Source organism: Solibacillus sp. R5-41, assembly GCF_002736105.1.
In the GTDB taxonomy this organism is placed as follows: domain Bacteria; phylum Bacillota; class Bacilli; order Bacillales_A; family Planococcaceae; genus Solibacillus.
Genome location: NZ_CP024123.1, coordinates 3,490,987 through 3,513,931, shown reverse-complemented (window position 1 = coordinate 3,513,931; position 22,945 = coordinate 3,490,987). Strand labels below are relative to the sequence as shown.

At 36.0% G+C, this 22,945-nt stretch carries 19 protein-coding genes and 1 pseudogene; 10 read left to right on the top strand and 10 right to left on the bottom strand.

Annotated elements, in window-relative coordinates; genetic code table 11:
• The first annotated feature begins 1 nt into the window (after window position 1).
• The 3 genes from CSE16_RS17415 (at window position 2) to CSE16_RS17405 (ending at window position 4,228) form a co-directional block, all read left to right on the top strand.
• On the top strand, window positions 2-1,021 hold the full coding sequence (locus CSE16_RS17415; protein WP_371514665.1) for a FecCD family ABC transporter permease: 1,020 nt from the start codon (window positions 2-4) through the stop codon (window positions 1,019-1,021).
• 399 nt (window positions 1,022-1,420) lie between these two features.
• Window positions 1,421-3,136 (top strand): ABC transporter ATP-binding protein, encoded by a 1,716-nt coding sequence (locus tag CSE16_RS17410; RefSeq protein ID WP_099425059.1) that lies wholly within the window; start codon window positions 1,421-1,423, stop codon window positions 3,134-3,136.
• A 36-nt stretch (window positions 3,137-3,172) separates the two neighbouring features.
• Window positions 3,173-4,228 carry an NAD(P)/FAD-dependent oxidoreductase gene (locus tag CSE16_RS17405; RefSeq protein WP_099425058.1) on the top strand — a complete coding sequence of 352 codons (1,056 nt, stop codon included), beginning with the start codon at window positions 3,173-3,175 and terminating at the stop codon, window positions 4,226-4,228.
• Window positions 4,229-4,677: 449 nt separating this feature from the next.
• Here the strand turns inward: CSE16_RS17405 and CSE16_RS17395 are convergent, their stop codons facing one another.
• The 6 genes from CSE16_RS17395 to CSE16_RS17370 all read right to left on the bottom strand — a co-directional run bounded on the left by CSE16_RS17395 (window position 4,678) and on the right by CSE16_RS17370 (window position 12,215).
• A complete protein-coding gene (locus CSE16_RS17395) occupies window positions 4,678-6,336 on the bottom strand; it encodes an ABC transporter substrate-binding protein (protein ID WP_099425057.1) in 1,659 nt (552 codons plus the stop codon).
• A gap of 99 nt (window positions 6,337-6,435) precedes the next feature.
• Entirely contained in the window at window positions 6,436-7,395 is a 960-nt protein-coding gene (locus CSE16_RS17390; RefSeq protein WP_099425056.1) for an ABC transporter substrate-binding protein, read from the bottom strand.
• Window positions 7,396-7,884: 489 nt separating this feature from the next.
• Window positions 7,885-8,490 carry a response regulator transcription factor gene (locus tag CSE16_RS17385; protein WP_099425055.1) on the bottom strand — a complete coding sequence of 202 codons (606 nt, stop codon included), beginning with the start codon at window positions 8,488-8,490 and terminating at the stop codon, window positions 7,885-7,887.
• Window positions 8,487-9,605, bottom strand: a complete 1,119-nt coding sequence (locus CSE16_RS17380) for a sensor histidine kinase (protein ID WP_253896110.1) — start codon at window positions 9,603-9,605, stop codon at window positions 8,487-8,489. The genes CSE16_RS17385 and CSE16_RS17380 overlap by 4 nt, the downstream gene beginning before the upstream one ends.
• A gap of 13 nt (window positions 9,606-9,618) precedes the next feature.
• Window positions 9,619-10,752, bottom strand: a complete 1,134-nt coding sequence (locus CSE16_RS17375; RefSeq protein ID WP_371514505.1) for a DUF418 domain-containing protein — start codon at window positions 10,750-10,752, stop codon at window positions 9,619-9,621.
• A gap of 293 nt (window positions 10,753-11,045) precedes the next feature.
• On the bottom strand, window positions 11,046-12,215 hold the full coding sequence (locus CSE16_RS17370) for a M20 metallopeptidase family protein (RefSeq protein ID WP_099425053.1): 1,170 nt from the start codon (window positions 12,213-12,215) through the stop codon (window positions 11,046-11,048).
• A gap of 364 nt (window positions 12,216-12,579) precedes the next feature.
• On the opposite strand from CSE16_RS17370, the gene CSE16_RS17365 reads away from it, so the two are divergent.
• The 6 genes from CSE16_RS17365 to CSE16_RS17340 all read left to right on the top strand — a co-directional run bounded on the left by CSE16_RS17365 (window position 12,580) and on the right by CSE16_RS17340 (window position 19,310).
• Window positions 12,580-14,142, top strand: a complete 1,563-nt coding sequence (locus CSE16_RS17365; RefSeq protein ID WP_253896109.1) for an ABC transporter substrate-binding protein — start codon at window positions 12,580-12,582, stop codon at window positions 14,140-14,142.
• A gap of 64 nt (window positions 14,143-14,206) precedes the next feature.
• Window positions 14,207-15,121 (top strand): ABC transporter permease, encoded by a 915-nt coding sequence (locus CSE16_RS17360; RefSeq protein WP_099425052.1) that lies wholly within the window; start codon window positions 14,207-14,209, stop codon window positions 15,119-15,121.
• A 15-nt stretch (window positions 15,122-15,136) separates the two neighbouring features.
• Complete coding sequence (locus tag CSE16_RS17355; RefSeq protein WP_099425051.1) at window positions 15,137-16,057, top strand: ABC transporter permease; 921 nt, start codon at window positions 15,137-15,139, stop codon at window positions 16,055-16,057.
• A gap of 11 nt (window positions 16,058-16,068) precedes the next feature.
• Window positions 16,069-17,055 carry an ABC transporter ATP-binding protein gene (locus CSE16_RS17350; protein WP_099425050.1) on the top strand — a complete coding sequence of 329 codons (987 nt, stop codon included), beginning with the start codon at window positions 16,069-16,071 and terminating at the stop codon, window positions 17,053-17,055.
• The gene (locus CSE16_RS17345; protein WP_099425049.1) at window positions 17,052-18,074 is read left to right on the top strand and encodes an ABC transporter ATP-binding protein; all 1,023 of its coding nucleotides are present in this window, start codon (window positions 17,052-17,054) and stop codon (window positions 18,072-18,074) included. The genes CSE16_RS17350 and CSE16_RS17345 overlap by 4 nt, the downstream gene beginning before the upstream one ends.
• 30 nt (window positions 18,075-18,104) lie before the next feature.
• Entirely contained in the window at window positions 18,105-19,310 is a 1,206-nt protein-coding gene (locus CSE16_RS17340; RefSeq protein ID WP_371514504.1) for a M20 family metallopeptidase, read from the top strand.
• A gap of 199 nt (window positions 19,311-19,509) precedes the next feature.
• On the opposite strand, the gene CSE16_RS17335 is transcribed toward CSE16_RS17340, so the two are convergent.
• Window positions 19,510-20,313, bottom strand: coding sequence for a YwqG family protein (locus CSE16_RS17335; RefSeq protein ID WP_099425048.1), 804 nt, complete (start codon window positions 20,311-20,313; stop codon window positions 19,510-19,512).
• A gap of 210 nt (window positions 20,314-20,523) precedes the next feature.
• Between CSE16_RS17335 and CSE16_RS17330 the strand changes: the two genes are divergently transcribed.
• Window positions 20,524-21,033: a YfiT family bacillithiol transferase gene (locus tag CSE16_RS17330; protein WP_099425047.1), complete on the top strand. Its 510-nt coding sequence runs from the start codon at window positions 20,524-20,526 to the stop codon at window positions 21,031-21,033.
• Window positions 21,034-21,171: 138 nt separating this feature from the next.
• Here CSE16_RS17330 and CSE16_RS17325 read toward each other — a convergent pair whose 3' ends face one another.
• From CSE16_RS17325 to CSE16_RS17315, 3 genes and pseudogenes are all read right to left on the bottom strand, one after another.
• A complete protein-coding gene (locus tag CSE16_RS17325; protein ID WP_099425046.1) occupies window positions 21,172-21,669 on the bottom strand; it encodes a leucine-rich repeat domain-containing protein in 498 nt (165 codons plus the stop codon).
• A gap of 101 nt (window positions 21,670-21,770) precedes the next feature.
• Window positions 21,771-21,872 (bottom strand): annotated as a pseudogene (locus tag CSE16_RS22265) (NPCBM/NEW2 domain-containing protein); the annotation flags it as partial.
• Between the two features lie 150 nt (window positions 21,873-22,022).
• On the bottom strand, window positions 22,023-22,931 hold the full coding sequence (locus tag CSE16_RS17315; protein WP_099425045.1) for a LysR family transcriptional regulator: 909 nt from the start codon (window positions 22,929-22,931) through the stop codon (window positions 22,023-22,025).
• Window positions 22,932-22,945 lie beyond the last annotated feature (14 nt).

Sequence of the window (22,945 nt, the reverse complement as noted above, 5' to 3'; positions counted from 1 at the left end):
TATGACAAATAGCCAGCGAAAGGCAATGAAGAAAAATCTTTTTATTATCGGCATTCTTTGTTTGCTTATTGTCATCGTTTTTATGATTAGCATGAATACAGGCTTTATTAGATTATCACCATTAGAGGTCATACAAACCCTGTTTGGATCCGGAACTGAAAAGCAGCATCTTATTTTATTTGAATTTAGATTGCCGCGAATAATTATTGCAGTATTGGTTGGTATGGGACTTGCAGTATCTGGATGTGTTTTACAAGGGATATCACAGAATGCATTGGCGGATCCTGGGATTCTAGGTATTAATGCTGGAGCGGGATTAGCTGTTATGCTTTTCATCTCTTTTTTTTCATCAACTACTGCAGTACCGGTATTTTTACTTCCGATATTGGCATTCTCAGGTGCAGGCATAACAGCAATAATCATTTATGCACTATCTTATAAACGCAATGAAGGAATTTCACCTATGAGATTAATACTGACGGGTGTGGCGATTGCAGCAGGAATTAGTTCGGCCATGATTGTTTTAACACTTCGTTTAAGTCCGGATAATTATCAATTTGTCGCGAATTGGTTAGCAGGTAGTATTTGGGGATCTAATTGGAAATTTGTCTTTTCCTTGTTGCCATGGATTGTTGTATTAATTCCCTTTATTTTTTCAAAAGCACGAGTATTAAATGTATTAAATTTAGGTGATTTAACTGCTACAGGACTAGGGGCATCTATTGAAAAAGAGAGACGTGTGTTACTCGCTGCAGCAGTTGGATTAGCAGGAGCAAGTGTATCCATCAGTGGTGGCATTGGTTTTGTCGGACTTATTGGGCCGCATTTAGCTCGCCAATTAGTTGGTTCTAGACATCAATATGTAATACCAACTGCAGCTTTAACGGGAGGTCTTTTAGTTCTTATTGCCGATACTATTGGTCGCTGGATTTTGCAGCCTTCGGAAATACCAGCAGGAATTGTAGTCGCAGTTATAGGAGCACCGTATTTCCTATATTTATTATCCAGAATAAAAGATTAGAAGTTTAAGGATGCATGCACCCACGTTCATATGATCCTATTGCTGTTATTGCTCAAACTGATGAAGTTGACAATATGGTTGGTGGAAAGTAGATCGTGAAAGAAAAGTTAATCAAAATGGTTTTAAATAGAAAGCTTAGTAAGAGACTGATTCTGAATCTTTATAGATGTAAGAATCAGTCTCTTTTTCGTATATTTACATACTAATATCATCAGAATAAATCCTTGAATTTGTACAAAGAAGCTCTGGATTTTGTCCATTTATTTAAAATAGGATAATATGTTAAACTAAAACAAATGAGAATGATTATCAATTTCGAAGGTGATTTAGTGCTGTTAATTAGGTAAGTGGTATCTTTCAATGAAATATTTCAGAATGTTTTTAGGAGTGTGGTAGAGATTGTTAAAGCGATTTTTTTCTTATTATCAGCCATATAAAGGGCTATTTATCCTAGACTTTTCCTGCGCGATAATAGCTGCTGTATTGGAGCTTGCATTCCCACTAGCAGTTAATCGTGTAGTGGATGATCTATTACCTAGTTCAAATTGGAATTGGATTTTATGGGGATGTCTTACGTTATTTGGGATATATATTATTAGTTCAGCACTCCATTATATCGTCACTTATTGGGGACATAAACTTGGGATAAGTATTGAAACGGATATGCGTAAAGAGCTATTTACTCATGTGCAAAAGTTATCGTTCCGCTTTTTTGATAACAATAAGACTGGACATTTAGTTTCAAGAATGACAAATGATTTAATGGATATCGGTGAAATTGCACACCATGGACCTGAAGATTTGTTTATCGCTATTATGACGCTCACAGGTGCATTTGCTTTGATGTTTTCAATAAATCCGCAATTGGCCGTTCTTACATTTATTATTGTTCCACTAATTATTTGTTTATCCCTATATTTCAGTAAAAAGATGACGCTAGCATTTAATCGTTTTTTTGCAGAAATTGCTGATTTTAATGCACGTGTAGAAAATAATGTGAGTGGTATGCGAGTTGTTCAAGCATTTGTGAATGAAGAACATGAAATTGCTCAATTCAATGAAAATAATAATCGATTTCGTAAGTCAAAGTTAGTAGCTTATAGAATTATGGCTTGGAATTCATCCGTTAGTTATATCCTTATGAAGGTTGTAACTTTGTTTGTTCTACTATGCGGGACTTGGTTCGTTATAAATAAACAAATGTCATACGGAGAGTTTATTGCTTTTGTTCTCTTATCAAATGTATTTTTAGGCCCCATTCAACAAATCAATGCTGTAATTGAAATGTACCCAAAAGGAATTGCGGGTTTTAAGCGTTATATTGAAATGCTTGAGACAGCACCAGATGTAGCGGATGCTCCGGGTGCAATTAATGTTCAACATTTAAAAGGAAATATAGAGTATCAAGGTGTTTCTTTTAGTTATGAAGGCAAGGAAAATGTTTTGGATAACATAAACTTAATGGTCCGTGCAGGTGAAACAGTAGCCCTTGTTGGACCATCAGGTGCAGGAAAAACGACTATTTGTAGTCTTTTACCTCGTTTTTATGATGTTAACAGCGGATCATTAATGATTGATGGTATTGATACTCGACAAATAACTCTTGAATCACTTCGCTCCCAAATTGGAATTGTACAACAGGATGTATTCCTTTTTGACGGAACGATTCGAGAAAATATAGCTTACGGTAAACTCAGTGCTTCAGATGAAGAGATATGGGAAGCTGCAAGAAGAGCTCAGTTAGAAGACATTATTCTTTCTCAATCAGAAGGGATGGACACATTGATTGGAGAACGTGGCGTAAAACTGTCAGGTGGTCAAAAACAACGTCTTTCTATTGCTCGTATGTTTCTTAAAAATCCATCTATTCTTATTCTAGATGAAGCAACATCTGCGCTTGATACTGAAACAGAAGTAGCAATTCAACAGGCTCTAACAAAATTATCACAAGGACGTACTACCCTTGTTATAGCGCATCGATTAGCAACCATTAAAAATGCCGATCGTATTGTAGTCGTGACGGAGGATGGCATAGTAGAGCATGGAAATCATGATGAGTTATTAGCTTTAAAAGGGGCATATAGAAAACTTCACCTTGCTCAATTTGGGGTCTAATTGAAAAAATAGATAAATTGTTTGGAGGAATAGAACATAATGGAAGAATTAGAATTATACGATGTAACCATTATTGGTGGTGGCCCAGCAGGTATGTATACTGCTTTTTATAGTGGAATGCGTGATTTAAAAACGAAAATTATTGAATGTGGACCAAAGCTAGGAGGAAGAATGCTCATTTATCCAGAAAAAATGATTTGGGATGTTGGTGGGGTAACCCCGATTAAAGGGGAACAATTAATCTCTCAGCTTGAAGAACAAGCAAAAACTTTCGATGCAACTATTGTATTAAATCAACAAGTCGTAGGATTGGAAAGATTAGAGGACGAAACATTTATTTTGACTACAGCTTCTGGAGAAAAGCATTATTCCAAGACTGTTATTTTAGCAGTAGGTTATGGCGTTTTAACTATGCAAAAGCTAGAAATCGAGGGTGCAGACCGTTATGAAGTTACAAACTTACATTATACAGTACAAGAACTTGAAGTATTTCGTGACAAACACATATTGATCTCTGGTGGAGGAAACTCAGCAGTAGACTGGGCAAATGAACTTGAACGGATAGCTGCAAGTGTAATAGTCGTTCACCGACGTGATGAATTTGGTGGACATGAGAAGAATGTTCTTAAAATGAGAGAGTCTTCAGTAGATGTACGTACTCCTTATGAAGTAGTCCAGTTACATGGGACTGGGGATTCCATAAACCATGTGTCTATTTCTCACATTGAGACAGGTGAAGTTGAGAAAATCACAGTGGACGCAGTCATCGTTAATCATGGTCTGAAATGTGATTATGGTCCTTTAGTTGAATGGGGTTTGGAAATGAAAAATGATGTAGCCGTTGTGAATAACAAACGAGAAACTAACATACCTGGTATTTATGGTGCAGGAGATTTCATCGACCATGAAAGCAAGGTAAGGTTGATCGCTGGTGCATTTACAGATGGAGTTCTTGCTCTCAATAGTGCAAAGTTATATATTGAACCAGATGCACCGAAAGTTGCGTATGTATCCTCACATAATATCCGGTTCAAAGAAAAGAATAAAAAATTTGGTTTGGATGACAACAACTATAGAGAAGTAAGAGGTTAACAGAGAGTTGGTGACCGCTTAATGTTTATAGAACAAAAGCCATTCCTTTTAGAAGATTTAGAAATTGTCCTCATACGAAGGCACAGTTTCAGAGGAAATGATAGAAGGTTACGCTGGTGATTATATCATTATGACTTTTAACAATCGAACGGTTGAAGACTTCAAGGAAGATCTTGTTTGGGGTAGTCTTCCAGCAGTGAAGAATAATCATCTCTATGTTGGCCAGAAGAACGTTCATGGTATTATGATCCAATTACGGACCTAGCCCAGGTGGAAGAACTAACTACTTGGCTTACCAATCTTAATGAATAGTAAAGGTGCTCCCATGTTTATGACATGAGAGCATCTATTTTCTTGTTATTTTTCCTCCACATAAAATTTTTGAGAATCCCTTTAGTAAAACCCCATATTTATGGAATTGTATTGTCTCCTAAGATCAATAAGTAGAATTATTTGCGTTTAGTAGTGAGTAATCGTGGTAATGCTCCAAGTAATTTTTCTCTTGTAAAGGCATCATTAGAATTCCATTTCGTTGCATCGACTAGATATACATATCCATTTCTTACAGCGGGCAGATTGGACCACAAAGTACTTTTCATCAGTACTTCAGTAGCCAATTTAGATTCAGGATTTTCAGAAAGTAGCATAAATATCCGATCCCCGGCATAGTCACGTAAAGTATCTACAGTTATTTCCTCGTAGCCTTTTTTATCATCTATTATTTTTTGAATCAATTCTCCTGGTTGGAATCCAAGTGGATGATAAAGGGAAGTAGGTAAACCAGTAACTCCCATAACAAATAAGCGAGCACCATGATCAAATATAAAAACGGATGCAGTTTCTCCATTTTTTATTGTGGTTTGAAGCCTTTGCCACATCATGTTTTCTTTCTTATTGAAATCATCAAGCCAATTTTCTGCTTCTTTTTCTTTTCCTAGCATTTTGCCTAAAATTAAAATACGTTCGTTTAACGTTCCCCATGAGTTATGTGTAACCGTTGGAGCAATTTTACAGATTTCTTTATATTGTTGTTCATCAGAATTTGTAAAGATTATTAAATCGGGGTTTAGTTTAGTAGATTTATCTATGTCAATTGGGAAGGCCACGTCTTTTACATATGGAACATGATTCTTAAAAAAACTATTATCAATATCTTCTTTGTATCCACCAATTGGCTGCACATCAAAAACTAATAAATCGCCAAATGCTTCCCCATGGTAAATAATTCTCCTAGGGAAGGAAGGAATTTCCACTTCATGACCAGTCCAATCTTTTACAATAACCTTTTGTTTTCTAATACGAGCAAACTGTTTAGGAGGTATGCCCTCAACTTGTTTAAAACGGCGATTAAAATAATATTCATCATTAAATCCAACCTTTAAGGCAATATTTCTCAAAGGGTCGTTTGTTCGTTGCAGTAGATCTTTCGCATGCTCTATTCGTAATCTTGTTAAATAATCAATTGGCTTTTGTCCCGTTATCGTTTGGAAAATAGCGCTATATTGCCACGGTGCAACATTGGCATTTCTAGCTAGTTCGTTAATTGTTAGTTGCTGTTGATAATGTTGATGCATATATTCAATCGTTTGTTCAACTGTCTTCGAGACGTCTAAGGGATCTTCTATATGCTGTTTATGTTCAAACAACATACAAATCAACTCATTGAATAATTTTTGCAGTTGAAAATGAATTTGAATGCCTTCCTGACCCTGTAAATTATTTAATTCTTCAGCAAGTCGGTGGAAACGGGAAGATGAATAGATAGGGAAATCTACCTGATCTAAACAGATATTTTCGCGATACATAACAGGTATATGTTCTTTTATCTGAATAATATTAAATGAAATTTTATAGAAAGACAAACTCTCATCTTTCATATCCAATAGTTCCAAAACGGATCCAGGATTAAGTAAAAAACTTTTGTATTGTGTTACAAGATAAGGCTTGTCATCAATAGAAAATGTTCCATTCCCGTTACCACTAACAATGATTAAAGTATACTGTTGAGCAGTTACTTCTTGAAAGTTCAAACGTTTGTAGAAAGTTATATAGTCGATTTGAGATAAATGAAAAAGTAACGATGAAAAAGAGGGAATTTGTTTGGCCATCAATTTACAACTCTCCTTTATACAAATGAAAATGATTATCAATTACCATTGTATACAAGAAAAAGAGGCATTTCAACAATAGCTGAAATGCCTCATAAACTATTTTTTTAGTATAGATGGAATTTCATCGATTAGCCATTCTCTAGTAGATGCATCACTAGAAGTTTTAAGAATGTCTAGCGAATACACTTTTCCATTTTTTACAGCGGGTAGACCTTTCCAGACTGGGCTATTCAACATATCCTTTGTAGATTGAATAGCTTCATCGGTTTCTGGTGTAAGAATGAAAATTCGATCACCTGCAAATTCAGGAAGTAATTCTAATGAAATCTGTTCAAATCCTTTTCCTTGATCTAGGATTGGCTGAATTTTATCTCCAGGTTTAAACCCATCTGGATGATACAGTACTTGTGAAAGCCCAGTTGAAGCCATTACAAATAATCGGTCTCCAGGATAGTAGGTAAAGACTGAAGCAGTTTCTCCTGATTTTAGAATTCCTTCGTCCAAGAGTTGCTTCCACATTGCCTTTTCTTTTTCTTTGTATTCCTTTAGCCACTCAGTTGCTTCTTGTTTCTTATTGACTATGTCTCCAAGTTCCGTTAAACGATTTTCTAGGGGTGCAAAAGTATCAAATACTACTGTTGGAGCAATTTTAGAAAGCTGTTCGAAAACTTTTTCATCAGTATCTGCAATAATAATTAGATCGGGTTTTAATTCTAATACTTTTTCTAAATTAATTGGAAATCCAACATCTTCTACATTCTTTACCTGATCTTCAAAAATTAATCCTGTAATCCATGAATAGGAACCACCAATAATGTCCGCATTAAGAGGTAGTAGATCACCATAATTTTCCCCTTGATAAATCACTTGCTTTGGCGAATTTGGGATTTCGACTTTATGACCTAAATAGTCTGTATAAGTTCTATATTCTGTTTCGCTAGGATTTTCCTTTTCTTTTGCTTCAGCTTCTTTTGTTTGATCTTGTGAATTACAAGCACTTAGTATGGCTACTATTAATAGAATACAAAATACTATCATTCTTTTCTGTTTGCGCATTATATCGATACTCCTCAAATTGTATTATATGATAATGATAATCATTATCATATAATACAAGATTAAAGGAACTGAATATCTATTTCAATGGACAAATATTAATATAGGTTCTTTTTTTGTACAAAAAAGGATAATATCAATATAAAACTAATTGCGCGTAAGTAACTGTGTTGATAAATCTTGCACCTGGTGCACAAACGATAAAGGCTTAGAAATTCTTAATAGTATAGAAAACGAGGATTTCAAAAAATTATTAAAACAAAATCATTGTTGGTATAAAAATTACACATCAATTACAATCTACCTTCTAATAAATCAGTTTGCATGAGTCAATCATAGCAAACGATTTAATAAGAGGTCTATTACATAAAATAAACTGAAAACAATCTTTTATGGCAAATGTTTATTAAAGTCTTCCATATTAATAGTGAAAGAAGTGTTGCCGCCTGATATGTAGTAAAGACTAAATAATTTTTATCCTAATCACCATTAAATCCAACCTTTATCACTCGCCACATTAACGGCTTGTTGTCGGGATTCTACGTGGAGCTTTTGAATGGAAGTTGATAAATAATTTCGAATCGTACCTTTTGTTAAAAATAGTTTTTTGCTTATTTCATTTGTTGTGCAGCCTTCTTTTACAAGTTGGAGAACTGCGATTTCTCGTTCATTGAGTGGGTTTAGTTCTTTTACAAATAATGTAGCAGCCAAATCTCTACTGACGACTTTGTCTCCATTGTTTATTTTTCGGATTGAATCTATTAAATAGTCAATTGGTTCATCCTTTAGCAAATACCCGTTTACATCACAATCCATTGCTTTTTGTAAATATCCAGGTCGGGCAAATGTCGTAACAATCATGACTTTACACGTTAGCTGCGTATTTTTGATGTTTTCAGCAAGTTCAAGTCCAGTGAGAAAGGGCATTTCAATATCTAATATACAAACGTCAGGTACTTCGCTTTGAATCACTTCCCAAGCTTTTTGACCATCTGCTACTTCTGCAATGACTTGGATATCGGACTCGAATGACAGTAAAGATGTTAAGGCACCGCGTAACATTTGTTGGTCTTCAGCGATTAGGACACGTATCATAAGGACGGCTCCACCTTTCTGGAATATTGGATAGGAAGTTTTAACGTAACAATCGTTCCACCAGTTTTCGTATTGTTGACGGAAGCGGTTCCTTGAAGGGCATTCATTCGATCCTTCATAGAAGAGATACCATTGCCGAGACCTTGGTTTTCTAGACCTACACCGTCATCAACTATTTTTAGACAATAGATGTGGTCAATATAATCAATCTCAACGCTGCAATTTTTGGCCTGACTATGCTTGATCAGGTTGGTTGTTGCTTCTCTCACACATAAGGCGAGCATTGTTTCTTCCACACTTGCTAATAGGATATTGGAACACTTACTATTCAACTTGAAAGAAATATGAGCTGTCTGTAATACGTTTTCACAATGCAAAAGCTCATTTTCTAACGAGATAAAATTCATATCGGATACGATTTCTCTTACTTGTTTTAGAGCCGTGCGTGTCGTTGTTAATATATCATCTAACTCAACTTTCGCTCTATTTAGGTCTTTGTCCATCAATTTCGTTGTCAACTCGGTTTTTATTTTAATCATTGTTAAAGTATGACCTATCGTATCATGGAGATCCCTTGCAATCCGTTGCCTTTCGTCTTGTTGGACGAGTTGGGTATTCACCGTTGCTAACTCAACTTTTAAGTTTTTTGTTTTTTCTACAAAGTAAATAAGTAATGGGAATGCTAATTGCAGCATCATAATCGGAATGATCATCGGTTCTTCTATTTTAAAAAGCTCGCCACTTTCAATCCATAAAACAATGATAAACATGAGGGCAATTACAAGCATAGCCGAAGCAATATGCCATTTGACTCGTGCTCTCCCGATTAAATCGGCGAACATAAATCCAAAAGTCAACATGACAGAACCTTCATAAACGCTAATAATTGCAATAAGTAAAAGTCCTGCTAATGTTGCCAGGTGAAGACGCCAATCTCGATACCATAATGCAAAATAAAAGGCCACTAACAATAAAATGAGTAAAATAATTTTGACTAGTATCGATAAATCAGAGTCCGAGCTTAATACAATGGAAATTAAAAAAACAATCGATACTACGTCAATTACTAAATATTGTATGGCTTGATCTTTTGGATAAATTTTTATAATTGACACCAGCCCTTATCATTTATTTATTCGAAATGGCTTGAACAGCAAATTTCCGAATCCATTCCATTGGCCCAACATGAAAATATTTAATCCAATGCTGCGCAATGAAAAGTTGGAGAAGGGAAAGGGTAATCCAGATAGCAATCACCTCAAGGCTATTTAGCTTTCCGCCTAAACCCAAGCCCCACCCGTAGAAAATGAAGGATGCCATAATATTTTGTAGGACATAAATACTTAAAGACATTTTGCCAACTTGCCCAAAGCGTTTCCACAGCCAATCTCCCTTTTTATATTCTATCATTTTACCAAAAACTCCAATATATCCAAGTGCCATTACCGGTGCAAATAAATAGCGTACAGGTAAATCAAAAGCTCCTCCAGGAATAAAGATAAGGAAATTTAGGGGGACACCAATGTATAGCCCTATAGAAAATAATTTGTTACGCGCTTGACGACCATTTTCATCTTGAGAAAATACACCGTTACGCATTAATTTGACACCTATTAAAAATAAGAAGATATTCATCGGAATAATAAAGATCGCTTCCGTTCTGAAAAACCAAAAATTCGTTAAACGATTGTCGATTTGTTCAAACCAAGTACCATTTTGATAAATACTAACAATCGCATCGTTGCTAGGTAAAGTCACATTAGCCCCTAGTAAGGTAGTTATTAAAACGAGTAGTATAATGAATGCATGAAATCCTCCAACCAAATATAAAGTGCGGTTAATGGCCTTATCCCCAGCCTTTAAAATAAAAGCAACGATCATTGCGGTCACAGCGTAACTCATCAAAATATCATATTCCATTACGAATGTGAAATGGATAAAGCCCTCTACAAACAAGAATAAAACAGTCCAAATATAAACACCCGGCCATGCATTCCCTTTTCGTACCGATTGTTGATATTTTAATTCGAGGCCAACACCAAACATAATTGTTAACAGTCCGAGCAGCTTCCCATTTACGAAAAATAACACAAGCATTCGAATAAAATCATTCAATGACCACCAACCCGCATAAGCACTTGTCGTAATGTAAGATAAGTCCCCAAAATAAGCAAAAATCCAAATGTTTGTACCGAGCGTCCCCAAAACCGCAAAACCTCGTAAAATATCAATTAAAGGCAATCTTTGCGTATTATTCATCATCCATATCACTCTCTTCACGTTTTCTTATAATTAAAATGATACAGAGGAATATGGATGAATCCCATTCACACCAGTCAAAAGTACTTTGTGACAGGTGTCATGTTGGGAGGTTTTTTTGAGAAGGAGGGAAGAGAGGCGTGTTAATTTTTTGCAGTAGTAGCAGCTCATTTTAGGCGTAGATTTTTGAGTTGTAGTTAATTATCCGAGGTGTTTTTGCACCCAGTGCAGGTTATTTTGCACCGGGTGCAGGTCATTTTACTAGTAATCAGAATGCAATAAAACTTAGAGAAAAATTATTTATAAGAAAGAGCAAAATTAGCCATAGAAGCAATACCGTAATAAATTGCTTCATTTTCAAATTCAACTTTATGATTATGAAGCGCACGACGTGAATTTGGATTGTCACTGCCTGTTCCTATTCTAAACATGAAACCAGGTACTTCTTCTAAAAAGAAAGCAAAATCTTCTCCTCCCATCGAAGGAACCGGCATATGTACAATCGCGTTATGTTCAAACAGCTCAGTCGTTACTTGTTCAAATAATTGTAGCAAGGTTGTATCTGAGATAACTGCAGGACATCCAAAAGTATATTCGATATCTACATCGCCCCGCATACTATGCGCAGTATTTTTTACAACTCTTTCTATGACTTCAGGCATTTGTTGTCGAATATTCGGAGTAGTCGTGCGAACTGTTCCCTTCATCGTAACTGTTTCCGGAATGATATTGTGTGCTTCACCGCCCATAACTTGACCAATTGTAATGACTGCAGAATCAGTTGGTGGAATCTCTCTAGAAATAATAGATTGTAATGAAGTAATGATATGCCCCGCAATAACAATAGGATCTACACATTTATGAGGATGTGCAGCATGACCACCTGCTCCTTTAACAGTGATATTTAGTGCATCACTTGCAGCTAACATAGCGCCATAGCGTATACCGATTTCTCCAATCGTTAAATCAGGAGAAGTATGAAGCGCAATAATTGCATCAACAGTTGGGCTTTGAAGCGCTCCTGCCGCTATCATATCTTTCGCCCCGGCCATTATTTCTTCTGCTGGCTGGAATATGAACTTTACATTACATCTTAATAAATGTCGGTTGTCTAGCAATAATTTAGCTGTGCCTAATAAAACGGCGGTATGCATATCATGTCCGCAAGCATGCATAACACCATTGTTTTTGGATTTATATGTTAAATCCGTTCCTTCTATAATAGGCAATGCATCCATATCGGCACGAATTGCTAAAGTCTTAGCAGCTCCATCTGTTTGAAGATAGCCGATAACGCCCACACCACTTTCGCAAACAGTATGCGGTATATCTAGATCTCTAAAAAAGTTCGAAATTAATTTTGTAGTATTAAATTCCTGATTGCTTAATTCAGGATGTTGGTGAATATGGCTACGAATTTGAATAATGTCGTCTAAAATTTTTGATGCTTGCTGTAAGATGGACATATTTTACCCCCTATTTTTGATGATTATAAAAGATTATCAAATTTAATTGAATATTTCAAATTTAATATTTATTGCCATGACAAGCAAATGGAGATTAGCATTTTTAATTTTTTATAGATTACTCCAAAAAGAATTATATTTGATTTGTAAAAACCGACAGTATTGAAGAATACGTTTTGGGTATTTCTTTAGGAGTGATTATATATTAAAATGTAGAAAATTCGGATAATTTAATATATTTTGAATTTTATTATTGCAAAATGTGAATTTCTGTAGGAAAATGATTGAACATATGGTAATTAATTCATAAAAAGTCATAAAAATATCATATTATCATCGGGTATTAAACTTAGGAGGGATTTATTTGAATAAAAAATTATTATCATTACTGTTATTTGCATTTGTATTAATTTTAACTGCATGTAGTTCAGATGAAAGTTCAAATGGTGAAGCAGGTGGAAGTACTACCTCTACACCAGAAAATCAAAATCGCGACTTAACAATCGCAATCGGTTCAGATATGTTAGGGTTTGATATTCATGACCACAACAATACATCTACAGAATCTGTACATCAACATATGTTTGATTATTTATTTAAACGTGATTCAAACAATGAATTGCAGCCAATGTTGGCAGAGTCATATGAAATTATTAATGATACAACAGTGAAAATTGCATTAAAGCAAGGTGTTAAATTCCACAACGGCGATGAATTTACAGCAGAAGATGTGAAGTTCACTTTAGAGCGTGTTGCCCAAACATCATCATTAAAAGAAAACGCTAACTACAAGCAAATTAAAGAAGTGCAGGTGGTAGATACATATACTGTAAATATCATTACAGTTGCTCCAGAACCTTCAATTATTCATCGTTTATCACGCTTAGGTTCAGGAATGCTACCTAAAAAATATATTGAAGAAAACGGGTGGGATCATTTCTTAGCAAATCCAATCGGTACGGGTCCTTATAAATTTGTTGAATGGGTACGTGATAATAAAATAGTATTCGAGAAATTTGACGATTACTATCAAGGGGCTGTGGATGAGTGGGATTCAGTAACTTTCCGCATTATTCCTGAAGATTCAACTCGCGTTTCTGAACTATTAACAGGTGGAGTTGATATTGCTACAAATGTTCCGCCGGCTGACTGGGATCGTGTCAACGGTAATAAGGGAACTAGTCTAAAACAAGAAGTATCGAATCGATCAATTTTCTTAATGCTCCGTACAACAGATGGGTACCCAACTTCTGATGTTCGTGTTCGTCAAGCAATTGATTATGCTATTGACGACAGAACGTTAACGGATATTGCATTAAAAGGTGGAGGTATCCCTGTTCTTACAACGGTTGGACCAGGCAACTTTGGACATGAACCAAGCTTATATGATACGCATAATTATGATCTTGAAAAAGCAAAGCAATTATTAGCTAATGCAGGCTATCCTGATGGCTTTGAGATGACATTACAATCACCAAAAGGCCGCTACCTAATGGATGCAGAAGTATCTGAATTAATCGTAGGTATGTTAAGCCAAGTCGGCATTAAAGTTAAACTTGAATTCTTAGAATGGAGCAACTTTGTTGAAATGCGTACTGCCAATAAAAATAAAGATGCATACATGCTTGGATTAGGAAACTCAATGTTCGATGGTGCATATGCTGTTGACTGGTATAATGCAAAACGTAATGTTGATCATACTGACTATTCTAATTCAAAAATAGAAGAATTATTAGCACAATCTAAAGTTAATATGGACCCTACAACTCGAGCAAAGCAGATTCAAGAAATCCAAAAAATTGCCGCAGAAGATTTACCATTTATTTACCTCTACCAAGAAAAAATTAATGTAGGTGTAAATGATCGTATTGACTTCACGCCAACTTCTGATGAAATGCTTTATGCACCAAATATGAAATTAAAATAACCGTGTGAGTAAGGGCCGGTAGACAAATATTGTCACTAGCCCTTCTTTATTTGGAGGTGTTAAAATGCTGAAATTTATAGCAAAAAAAATGTTAGAAATCATTCCTGTATTACTTATTATTTCTTTTATTGTTTTTACGCTTGTATTTGTAGCTGGAGATCCGGTTGCGTTAATGCTACCTGAGGATGCTAGTCAAGAAGATATAAATAATTTACGAGAAGCGCTGGGCTTAAACGATCCATTTATCGTTCAATACGGCAACTATATGTTAGGTGTGCTACAAGGCGATTTTGGGGATTCTTTCCGCTACAATACAGCAGCCTTGCCGCTAGTTTTAGAACGCCTACCAGCTACCTTGGAATTAGCGGCAGCATCAATGGTCATTGCCATATTGATTGCCATTCCTTTTGGCATTTGGTCAGCGACAAAACGTAATTCAGTAATAGATTTATTTGTAACAGGTACTTCAGTAGTTGCAAAAGCAATGCCGAACTTTTGGCTAGGTATTATGCTTATCTTAATTTTTTCGGTAACACTAGGGATGTTCCCGGTATCAGGTTATGGAACGTGGCAGCATTTAATTTTGCCCGCCGTTACTTTAGGGACAGGCATAGGTGCTGAGATGACACGATTAGTTCGTTCGAATATGGTAGACATATTAAACCAGGACTATGTTAGAACAGCAAAAAGTAAAGGGATTAACCGCTTTTTTGTTGTTTATAAGCATGCATTTCGAAATTCTTTAATTCCTGTTATTACGATTACGGCACTGCAAGTTTCTACGCTTGTAGGGGGGGCACTTATTACTGAAACGATCTTTTCTTGGCCAGGGCTTGGTCAGCTGTTAATTCAAGCTGTAAATACACGTGATATGGCAATCGTGCAGGCAAGTGTATTTGTTATTGCAATATTAGTAATTGTCATGAATTTAGTTGCCGACATGTTATATCGTGTACTAGACCCACGTATCAAGTATTAAAGGGAGGGAAAAAGTATGTCAGAGCAAGTTACAACGGTTGAAAAAGAAATTCCATATACACAAGTAAAAAAACAGTCCGGCGCAGGTAAAATTTTCAATTCTTTAATGCGTAGTAAAACGGGTTTGGTTGGATTTATTATTGTGTTTATTGTAGTATTCATTGCGATTTTCGCTCCATTACTGGCTCCCTATGATCCGGCGGCAATGAATGTAGCAAAAATGCTGAAGCCGCCGATTTGGCTTGAGGGAAGTGATTCGGCGCATATACTAGGAACAGATAATTTAGGGCGTGATATATTAAGCCGTATTATTTATGGATCTCGGGTTTCATTACTAGTAGGTATATCAGCGGTAGTTTTAGCGGGGATTATTGGACTCATCGTTGGATTAGTTGCAGGATTTTATGGTGGCATAGTTGATATGATTCTAATGCGTTTAGTCGATTCGTTTTTAGCGATTCCAAATATTTTATTTGCTTTAGTATTCTTGGCAGTATTCGGTCCAAGTGTACCTACATTGATTATCGTAATTGGTGTAACAAATTGGGTTTCCTACGCACGGATTGTGCGAAGCGAGGCACTGTCCATAAAAGAGCGGGAATTTGTGAAAGCAGCAAGGTCCATTGGGGTAAGGAATCCACTCATAATTATCCGTCATATTTTTCCGAATGTCATCTCTTCATTTATTGTCATTTCAACGCTAAGTGTTGCTTCAACAATCATCTTAGAAGCTTCTTTAAGTTTCTTAGGTTTAGGAATTCAGTCACCGACTGTTTCATGGGGCGGGATTTTAAGCGATGGTCGGGACTATTTAGCAACGAGCTGGTGGCTAGCAACTTTGCCAGGTTTAGCCATTACAATTACTGTATTAGGCATTATTTTCTTGGGAGATTGGTTACGTGATATTCTTGACCCGCGCTCTCAAGGTAGAGGTTAGGAGGCAGCATCATGAGATCAAATGTCATTTTAAAAGTAGAAGATTTACATACTTATTTTCGCACAGGCAACGGTGACGTACCTTCAGTAAATGGCGTATCTTTTGAAATAAAAGAAGGTGAAACACTAGCAATTGTAGGAGAATCTGGTTCAGGAAAAAGTGTAACATCTTTATCAATTATGGGGCTCATCGAGAAGCCTGGTGAAATCCGCAAAGGGAAAGTATTATTTGGGGATTTAGATTTAGTAAAGGTTAGCGAAAGCCAATACCGGAAATTGCGCGGTAATGATGTTGCAATGATTTTCCAAGAACCATTAACATCATTGAACCCTTTATTTACAGTCGGTAACCAAATTTCAGAATCTATTAGACTACATCAAGGATTGGGTAAAAAACAAGCTAAAATTAAAGGTATTGAAATGCTACAGCATGTAGGAATTCCACGCCCTGAAAAAGTATTTGATTCATATCCCCACACGTTAAGTGGAGGGATGCGTCAACGTGTGATGATAGCAATTGCACTATCATGCCAGCCCAAATTACTTATTGCCGATGAACCTACAACAGCACTAGATGTAACAATTCAAGCACAAATTTTGGATTTGATGCGTAAGCTTTCTAAGGAGGAGCAGACAGCTATTTTATTAATTACCCATGATTTAGGTGTAGTAGCTGAAATGGCCGATCAAGTTGCCGTTATGTATTGCGGTCAAGTAGTAGAATTTGGAGATGTTTATAGTGTATTTGATAATGCACTACATCCTTATACACAAGGACTTTTGGATAGTACACCAAAGTTTTTTGAAGAAAATGAAGTACTTACTTCTATTAAAGGAACTGTCCCAACGATGGATAATATGCCAAAGGGCTGTAAATTCTGTCCACGCTGTCCATTTGCTTTCGATAAATGTATGGAAGTAGAACCGCAATTAAAGCAGCTAAAAAATGGGCGGCAAGTACGTTGTTGGTTATTAGAACAAGAGGAGGCGATTTCATGACAACGCCTTTAGGAGAAAAGAATGTTTTATTAGATGTAACGAATCTAAAAAAGTACTTTGAAGTAAAAGAAGGGTTTCGCCAAAAGAAGAGTTTAAAAGCAGTTGATGATATCTCGTTTCAAGTATTTGAAGGAGAGACGCTGGGCATTGTTGGGGAGTCTGGATGCGGCAAGTCTACAACAGGAAATCTACTGATGCACCTTTTAGATAAGACTAGCGGAGCAATCGTTTTTAATGGCGTGGATATGGATGACATGAGCCGTGAGCAGTTAAGAAAATCACGAGCAGATATCCAAATGATTTTCCAAGACCCGTTTTCTTCTTTAAATCCAAGGATGCGCGTATTGGATATTATTGCTGAACCTATTAAAACACATTTGAATAAGTCGAAAAAAGAAAGAGAACAGATGGTTTATGAATTGATGGATGCTGTTGGGTTACCTAGACAGTATGCTCATCGATTTCCGCATGAATTTTCCGGTGGCCAAAGACAGCGTATCGGCATTGCACGGGCTATCGCTTTACGTCCTAAGCTAATTATTTGTGATGAGCCTGTTTCTGCATTAGATGTATCGATTCAGGCGCAAATATTAAATTTGCTGATTCGCCTGCAAAAAGAATTTAAACTGACATTTATCTTCATTGCCCATGGACTGCCTGCAGTAAAATATATTAGCGATCGAATTGCTGTAATGTATTTAGGGAAAATTGTAGAAATTACAACAAAAGAGCAATTGTTTAATAATCCAATGCATCCGTATACCAATAGCCTAGTGGCAGCTGTACCATTGCCAGACCCAAAAATTCGAGATACACGAGAACGAATGATTTTGCAAGGAGATATTCCAAGCAATGTCGATTTGCCAACAGGATGCCGATTCCATACAAGATGTCCATTTGTTCAGGAAAAATGTAAAATCGACTCACCAGTGTTAACAGAATTAGAGTCGGGGCATCAAGTAGCTTGTTTTTACCCTGTTCAGCATGAGAATAAGCAATTAGTTGAAGTTAATAGTTAATAATTGTAAAAAAATTCAGAAAGCGGGGGCGTGTCAAAACGATTAGGATTTGAAATCGTGACAATGATTATGAAAACATTTATTGAAGAAAATCAGAACAATATGCTTAAATTGTTGAAAAAATTAGTGAATCAAGACTCGGGAAGTAATTATAAGGAGGGTGTTGATAAAGTAGGTGAAATCCTTGCGCAGGAATTTGAGCGTTTTGAATTTGCTGTAAAAGAAGTACCGCAGCAAATTACTGGCAATCATTTAGTCATTCAGCATAAAGATGCTGTCGCTCCTTCTATAATATTGGTAGCCCATATGGATACAGTATTTGGTTCGGATACTGTTTCGTCTCGACCATTTAGTATAGAGGGCGACCGAGCATATGGTCCAGGTGTAATTGATATGAAGGGCAGTCATGTGACTTTAATCTATGCTTTAAAAGCACTAGTTAATAATAATGAAGCAGATGTGCTGAAGAACATTGTCATTGTATTTAATTCCGATGAGGAAATCGGCTCCCCAACATCCCACAAACTAATTAAAAAAATGGCGCTCGGAAAAAAATGCTGTTTATGCATGGAGCCTGCTCGTTCAAATGGTGCATTGGTAAGTTTTCGACGCGGCGGTGGGGGCTATATTATTAAAGTATATGGGAAAGCTGCACATGCTGGTATTGCTCCACAAGAAGGGGTAAATGCCATTGCAGAAATAGCCCATAAAATCATTAAACTTCAAGCACTAAATGACCTAGCACGTGGTATTAGCGTCAATGTAGACGTTATTCATGGTGGTACTGCGGCAAATGTGATTGCAGATTATGTAGAAGTAAATGTGGATATCCGTACTTCAAAGGGAGAGCAAGGAGCAATGCTGGAAAAAAAAATTGCTCTAATTTGCAACGAGGTACATGTTCCAGGTACGAGAACGGAAATGGTTGGCGGTATTAAACGTCCCCCTATGGAAAAAAATGAAGGGACAGTCTTGCTGCTAGAGAGGGTATATGCAGTGAGTGAAGAATTGGGAATTAAGCTGAGGGATGTGTCGACAGGCGGCGGGGGAGATGCCTCATTCACTTCTGCGATAGGTATTCCTACTATTGATGGTTTAGGACCAGTGGGAGGAAATGCGCATTCAGAAAAAGAGTACCTTGAAATTCCTTCTTTAACTGAGCGTACATTTTTGTTAGCAGAACTAATAAAAAGCTTATCGGTAAAGCCGCTTGAGCATAATAAAATATATGTGTAATTATAGGGATATGTATTTCTATGAAATTCCGAAAAAGCAGTAAATATTTATTTGTTTTTGCGATAGAGACCTTTAATAAGGGGTCTCTTTTTTTATCGTAAATACTGATTAAATAGATATGGGGTGTTGCAAAAATTAAACAATAGACGGCTATCTAGAAGGTTTGGTCTTCTAGTATAGCCGTGTTTTTATTATTTACTTAGCTACAGTCCCAATTGTAAAGTACTTTGCTGAAGTCTTTTTGTTTTAGTTGTTCTTCTGTAATGAAAAAGTTGCCGACGCCACAGTCGCCCCATATAATATCCGACATTTCACTATCGACTTGTAATAATAGGATCTTGTGACTTTGAAGATTTTCAACATATGAGCGTGGGTCTTCTTGTGTAAAAAATGCGAAGCCGCCCAATTTATGTCCTGTACCGCTAAATGATGTAAAAAATTGGTTTTCTAAATCTGGATTATGATCTACGTCTTTCCAAATTTCTTTGTAAGTTTCCGAGTTGCGAAAATCTTCAATTGATAATGGCTCAAACTTTGATTCAAATGACAATGCCATCTCTTTTTCTACAGGGAAATAAAGCTCATCATCGGTCGCTGTGACAAAAGCAAAATCGTGCATTAGTTGTGTTGTATCTTTTTCAATTTGCTCATGATAAATGATACAGAACCCATCTTGGTTTTGAGCATTATCAAAATCCAAACCTAAAACATCATCATAACCATCAATGAAAAACTGTAAAATTCCCTCTACTGGGAAGTGAGGCAAATGCTTTGGTATGTCTGCAAAATTGATTTGTGCAAGCAATTTTAACGGTTGACCAACAGCGTTTTTTGGATATTCCATCGTTAAAGGGAAATAAGGGTCGCCTGCAAATTTACTTTCGAAAAGTGAAGTTTGTTTGACCGTTGTTTGAATTGTTACAACTGGTTGAATCGTTTGTTCAATAAGTGCGCGGTATTTTTCGAACGGTTGCGGAATCGTAATCAATTGATTAATTGTCATAAAAATCCTCCTCGCGTTATTTATACCTTATATTAGAACGTACATTCGCGTCATGTCAACATGCTTTTTGTACTTATTGCGAAAGGGACATTAGGTCTGAATCCATTAACTAAAACATAAAATTAGTGATGCTTCGGTGCCTGGCAGCGATAATTATGGTAAAATTTAGTGTGATAAAGACTATTTAAATAGAGAAAAGAGGGATTGAAAATGGATGTAAGATTTCCAATTGGGGAATTACAAGTTCCTAGCAATGTAACAGTAGAGAATATTCAAGAATGGCTAAAGGAGATTGAAACTTACACGATTCGATTAAGAGAAATTGTTGGTCCGTTAAGTGATGCAGAACTAAGCAAAACTTACTATGAGGGCAGCTGGACAGTTCGTCAACTTGTGCATCATATTGCAGATTCTCAGGTAAACATGTACCAACGTTTGAAACTGGCTTTAACAGATGAAAATCCAACCATACCAGGATTCGATCAGGACAAGTGGGCTATTCAACCGGATACAAAGCTACCTATAGAAAGTTCTATTAAAATGTTAGAAGGGATAAATGAACGCATCGTATGTTTAGGGAATAGCTTGACGGAAGATCAATTAAACCGAATTTTTACTCATCAGGAAAGTGGGGAAATAACAGTAGCTAAAAAAGTTGCGAAACTTTCGTGGCATGAAGAGCATCACTTAGCGCATATAAAAATTGCATTATCAAAATAAACCAATCCTATTTTAAGTGCCTAGCATAGATAATTTAAAAGGTAGCAATATAGATAGCTTTAACTCCAGTAAAACAAAGGCACGTTTTGTCCGATTTGGACAGACCGTGCCTTTGTTAATCTTACTTAATCTTTTTTATTAATTCTCTTCAATATTTACTTTAGAATGATTGATCTGTTCATATTGTATTAATTTTTGATTTTCTACAAAATAAACTAACTGGATAAGCGTGTCTTCCTTCAACTTATATGCAATGACTAGCATATAAGTCCCATTATCCTCTTCTGAAAGATCAATTGTAAACTGGTCTGCATTTGGTACAATCTGCTCAACATCTACATAGATTTCTTTATTCGTTTTCGTATGTCTAAGACCGATTTGAAAAGGGTTTAAATAGTTACCGTCTAAGCCTTTTACTAAGTTTTCCATAGTTGTTACTGGGCCAGTTATGCTCGTGACTTCTACGATTTGTGGATGTGCGTTTAAGTCATCTAATTTACTTAGCTCTTTTAATGGTGAGAAATCAGTAATTGAATTTCCTGAAATGTCTAGTGAAACTAAATTGATCGCATATTGTAAGGCTTCCCAACTTGAGATACGAGCATTTGGACTACTTAAGCTTGTGAGATTGTGCATATCACGTAATGTGATTTCTCCTGTAAGTCCAAGTGTTTGCTGGATTTCCGTTTGTAGCTTGTTATTTTGTATTGAAATAATTTGGTCGAAGTCGATTGCTACTAATGCATCCCAACCCCAACAAATGAACTGAAATATGCATAATCTTTATCACTTAAATCATAGGTAATCGTTGATGTAGAGTGAGTACAGATACCACTTTCATACGATACTTCATCTCCAAATTCATCTGTAAGTCGTGTATCTTCTTTATATTGATAATGTGTATTTTAGAAAAGAGCTACTTGAGCAAGCAATCGAGGGCAGAATAAATTATGGCATACGAAGGGTTAGATGACACTTACTTAATAAATTTATCCCAAGGTAGGAAATATAAAATTATTCATAAATCGTTTCTTAAATTGTTTGGAAACTAGAGATTTTTCTGTATTTTTCAATTGAATCCACCCGAATATAATTGGTTCTTGCTCAAAATCAGATATTTCAATAGGGATTACATCATTCTCAAATATGGAGGCATGTAAAAATGAAATATCATAACCAAAAGTGATTCCTAATCCCTCATGTAATGTCGTTAAAATGGCAGCTGAATTGTTGGTTGTAAACATTGCTTGCAACGAGCCAACTTTTTTTTCGAATTCTTGAATAAATTCTTGGACATGTTTTTCCTCATATAAGACAATTGGGTGTTTTAAGAGCTCTTGTGAACTGATGCTATTCTTTTTAGCTAAAGGATGATTCTTTCCTACTCCAACAACAATTTTCCCTTCCGTTAATGGTTCAAAAATAAATTCATGTAAATGTGTCAAGTGCCCTTTTTTTATTGCTATTAACCCGAGATCTGACTTTTTTTCTCGCAAATCTTGTAAAATAACGCTTGAATTATTTTGAGTAATTTGAAATTTTGTGTGAGGGTAATCTTGTTTAAAATGAGAAACTGCTCTTACTAATGATGCCATGCCTATGGGGATACTTTCGACGCGCAATTCACTATTTAAAATATTTGAGCATGCTTGTGCCTCATCTTTTATTTCTTGTAGCTTCGTTAGTATCTCTATAGCTTTTTTGATGACGAATTTTCCATTTGCTGTTGGTATCGTGCCATTGCGAGAACGTGTAAATATTTTTATCCCTAATTCTGCTTCTAAATTCGAGATAGATTGACTAAGAGCTGATTGTGTAATATACAAATTATTTGCTGCGGCGATTAGGGATTTTGTTTTTGCTATCTCGACTATATATTGGATTTGGTCAATATTCATGGCGGCCTCCTTAT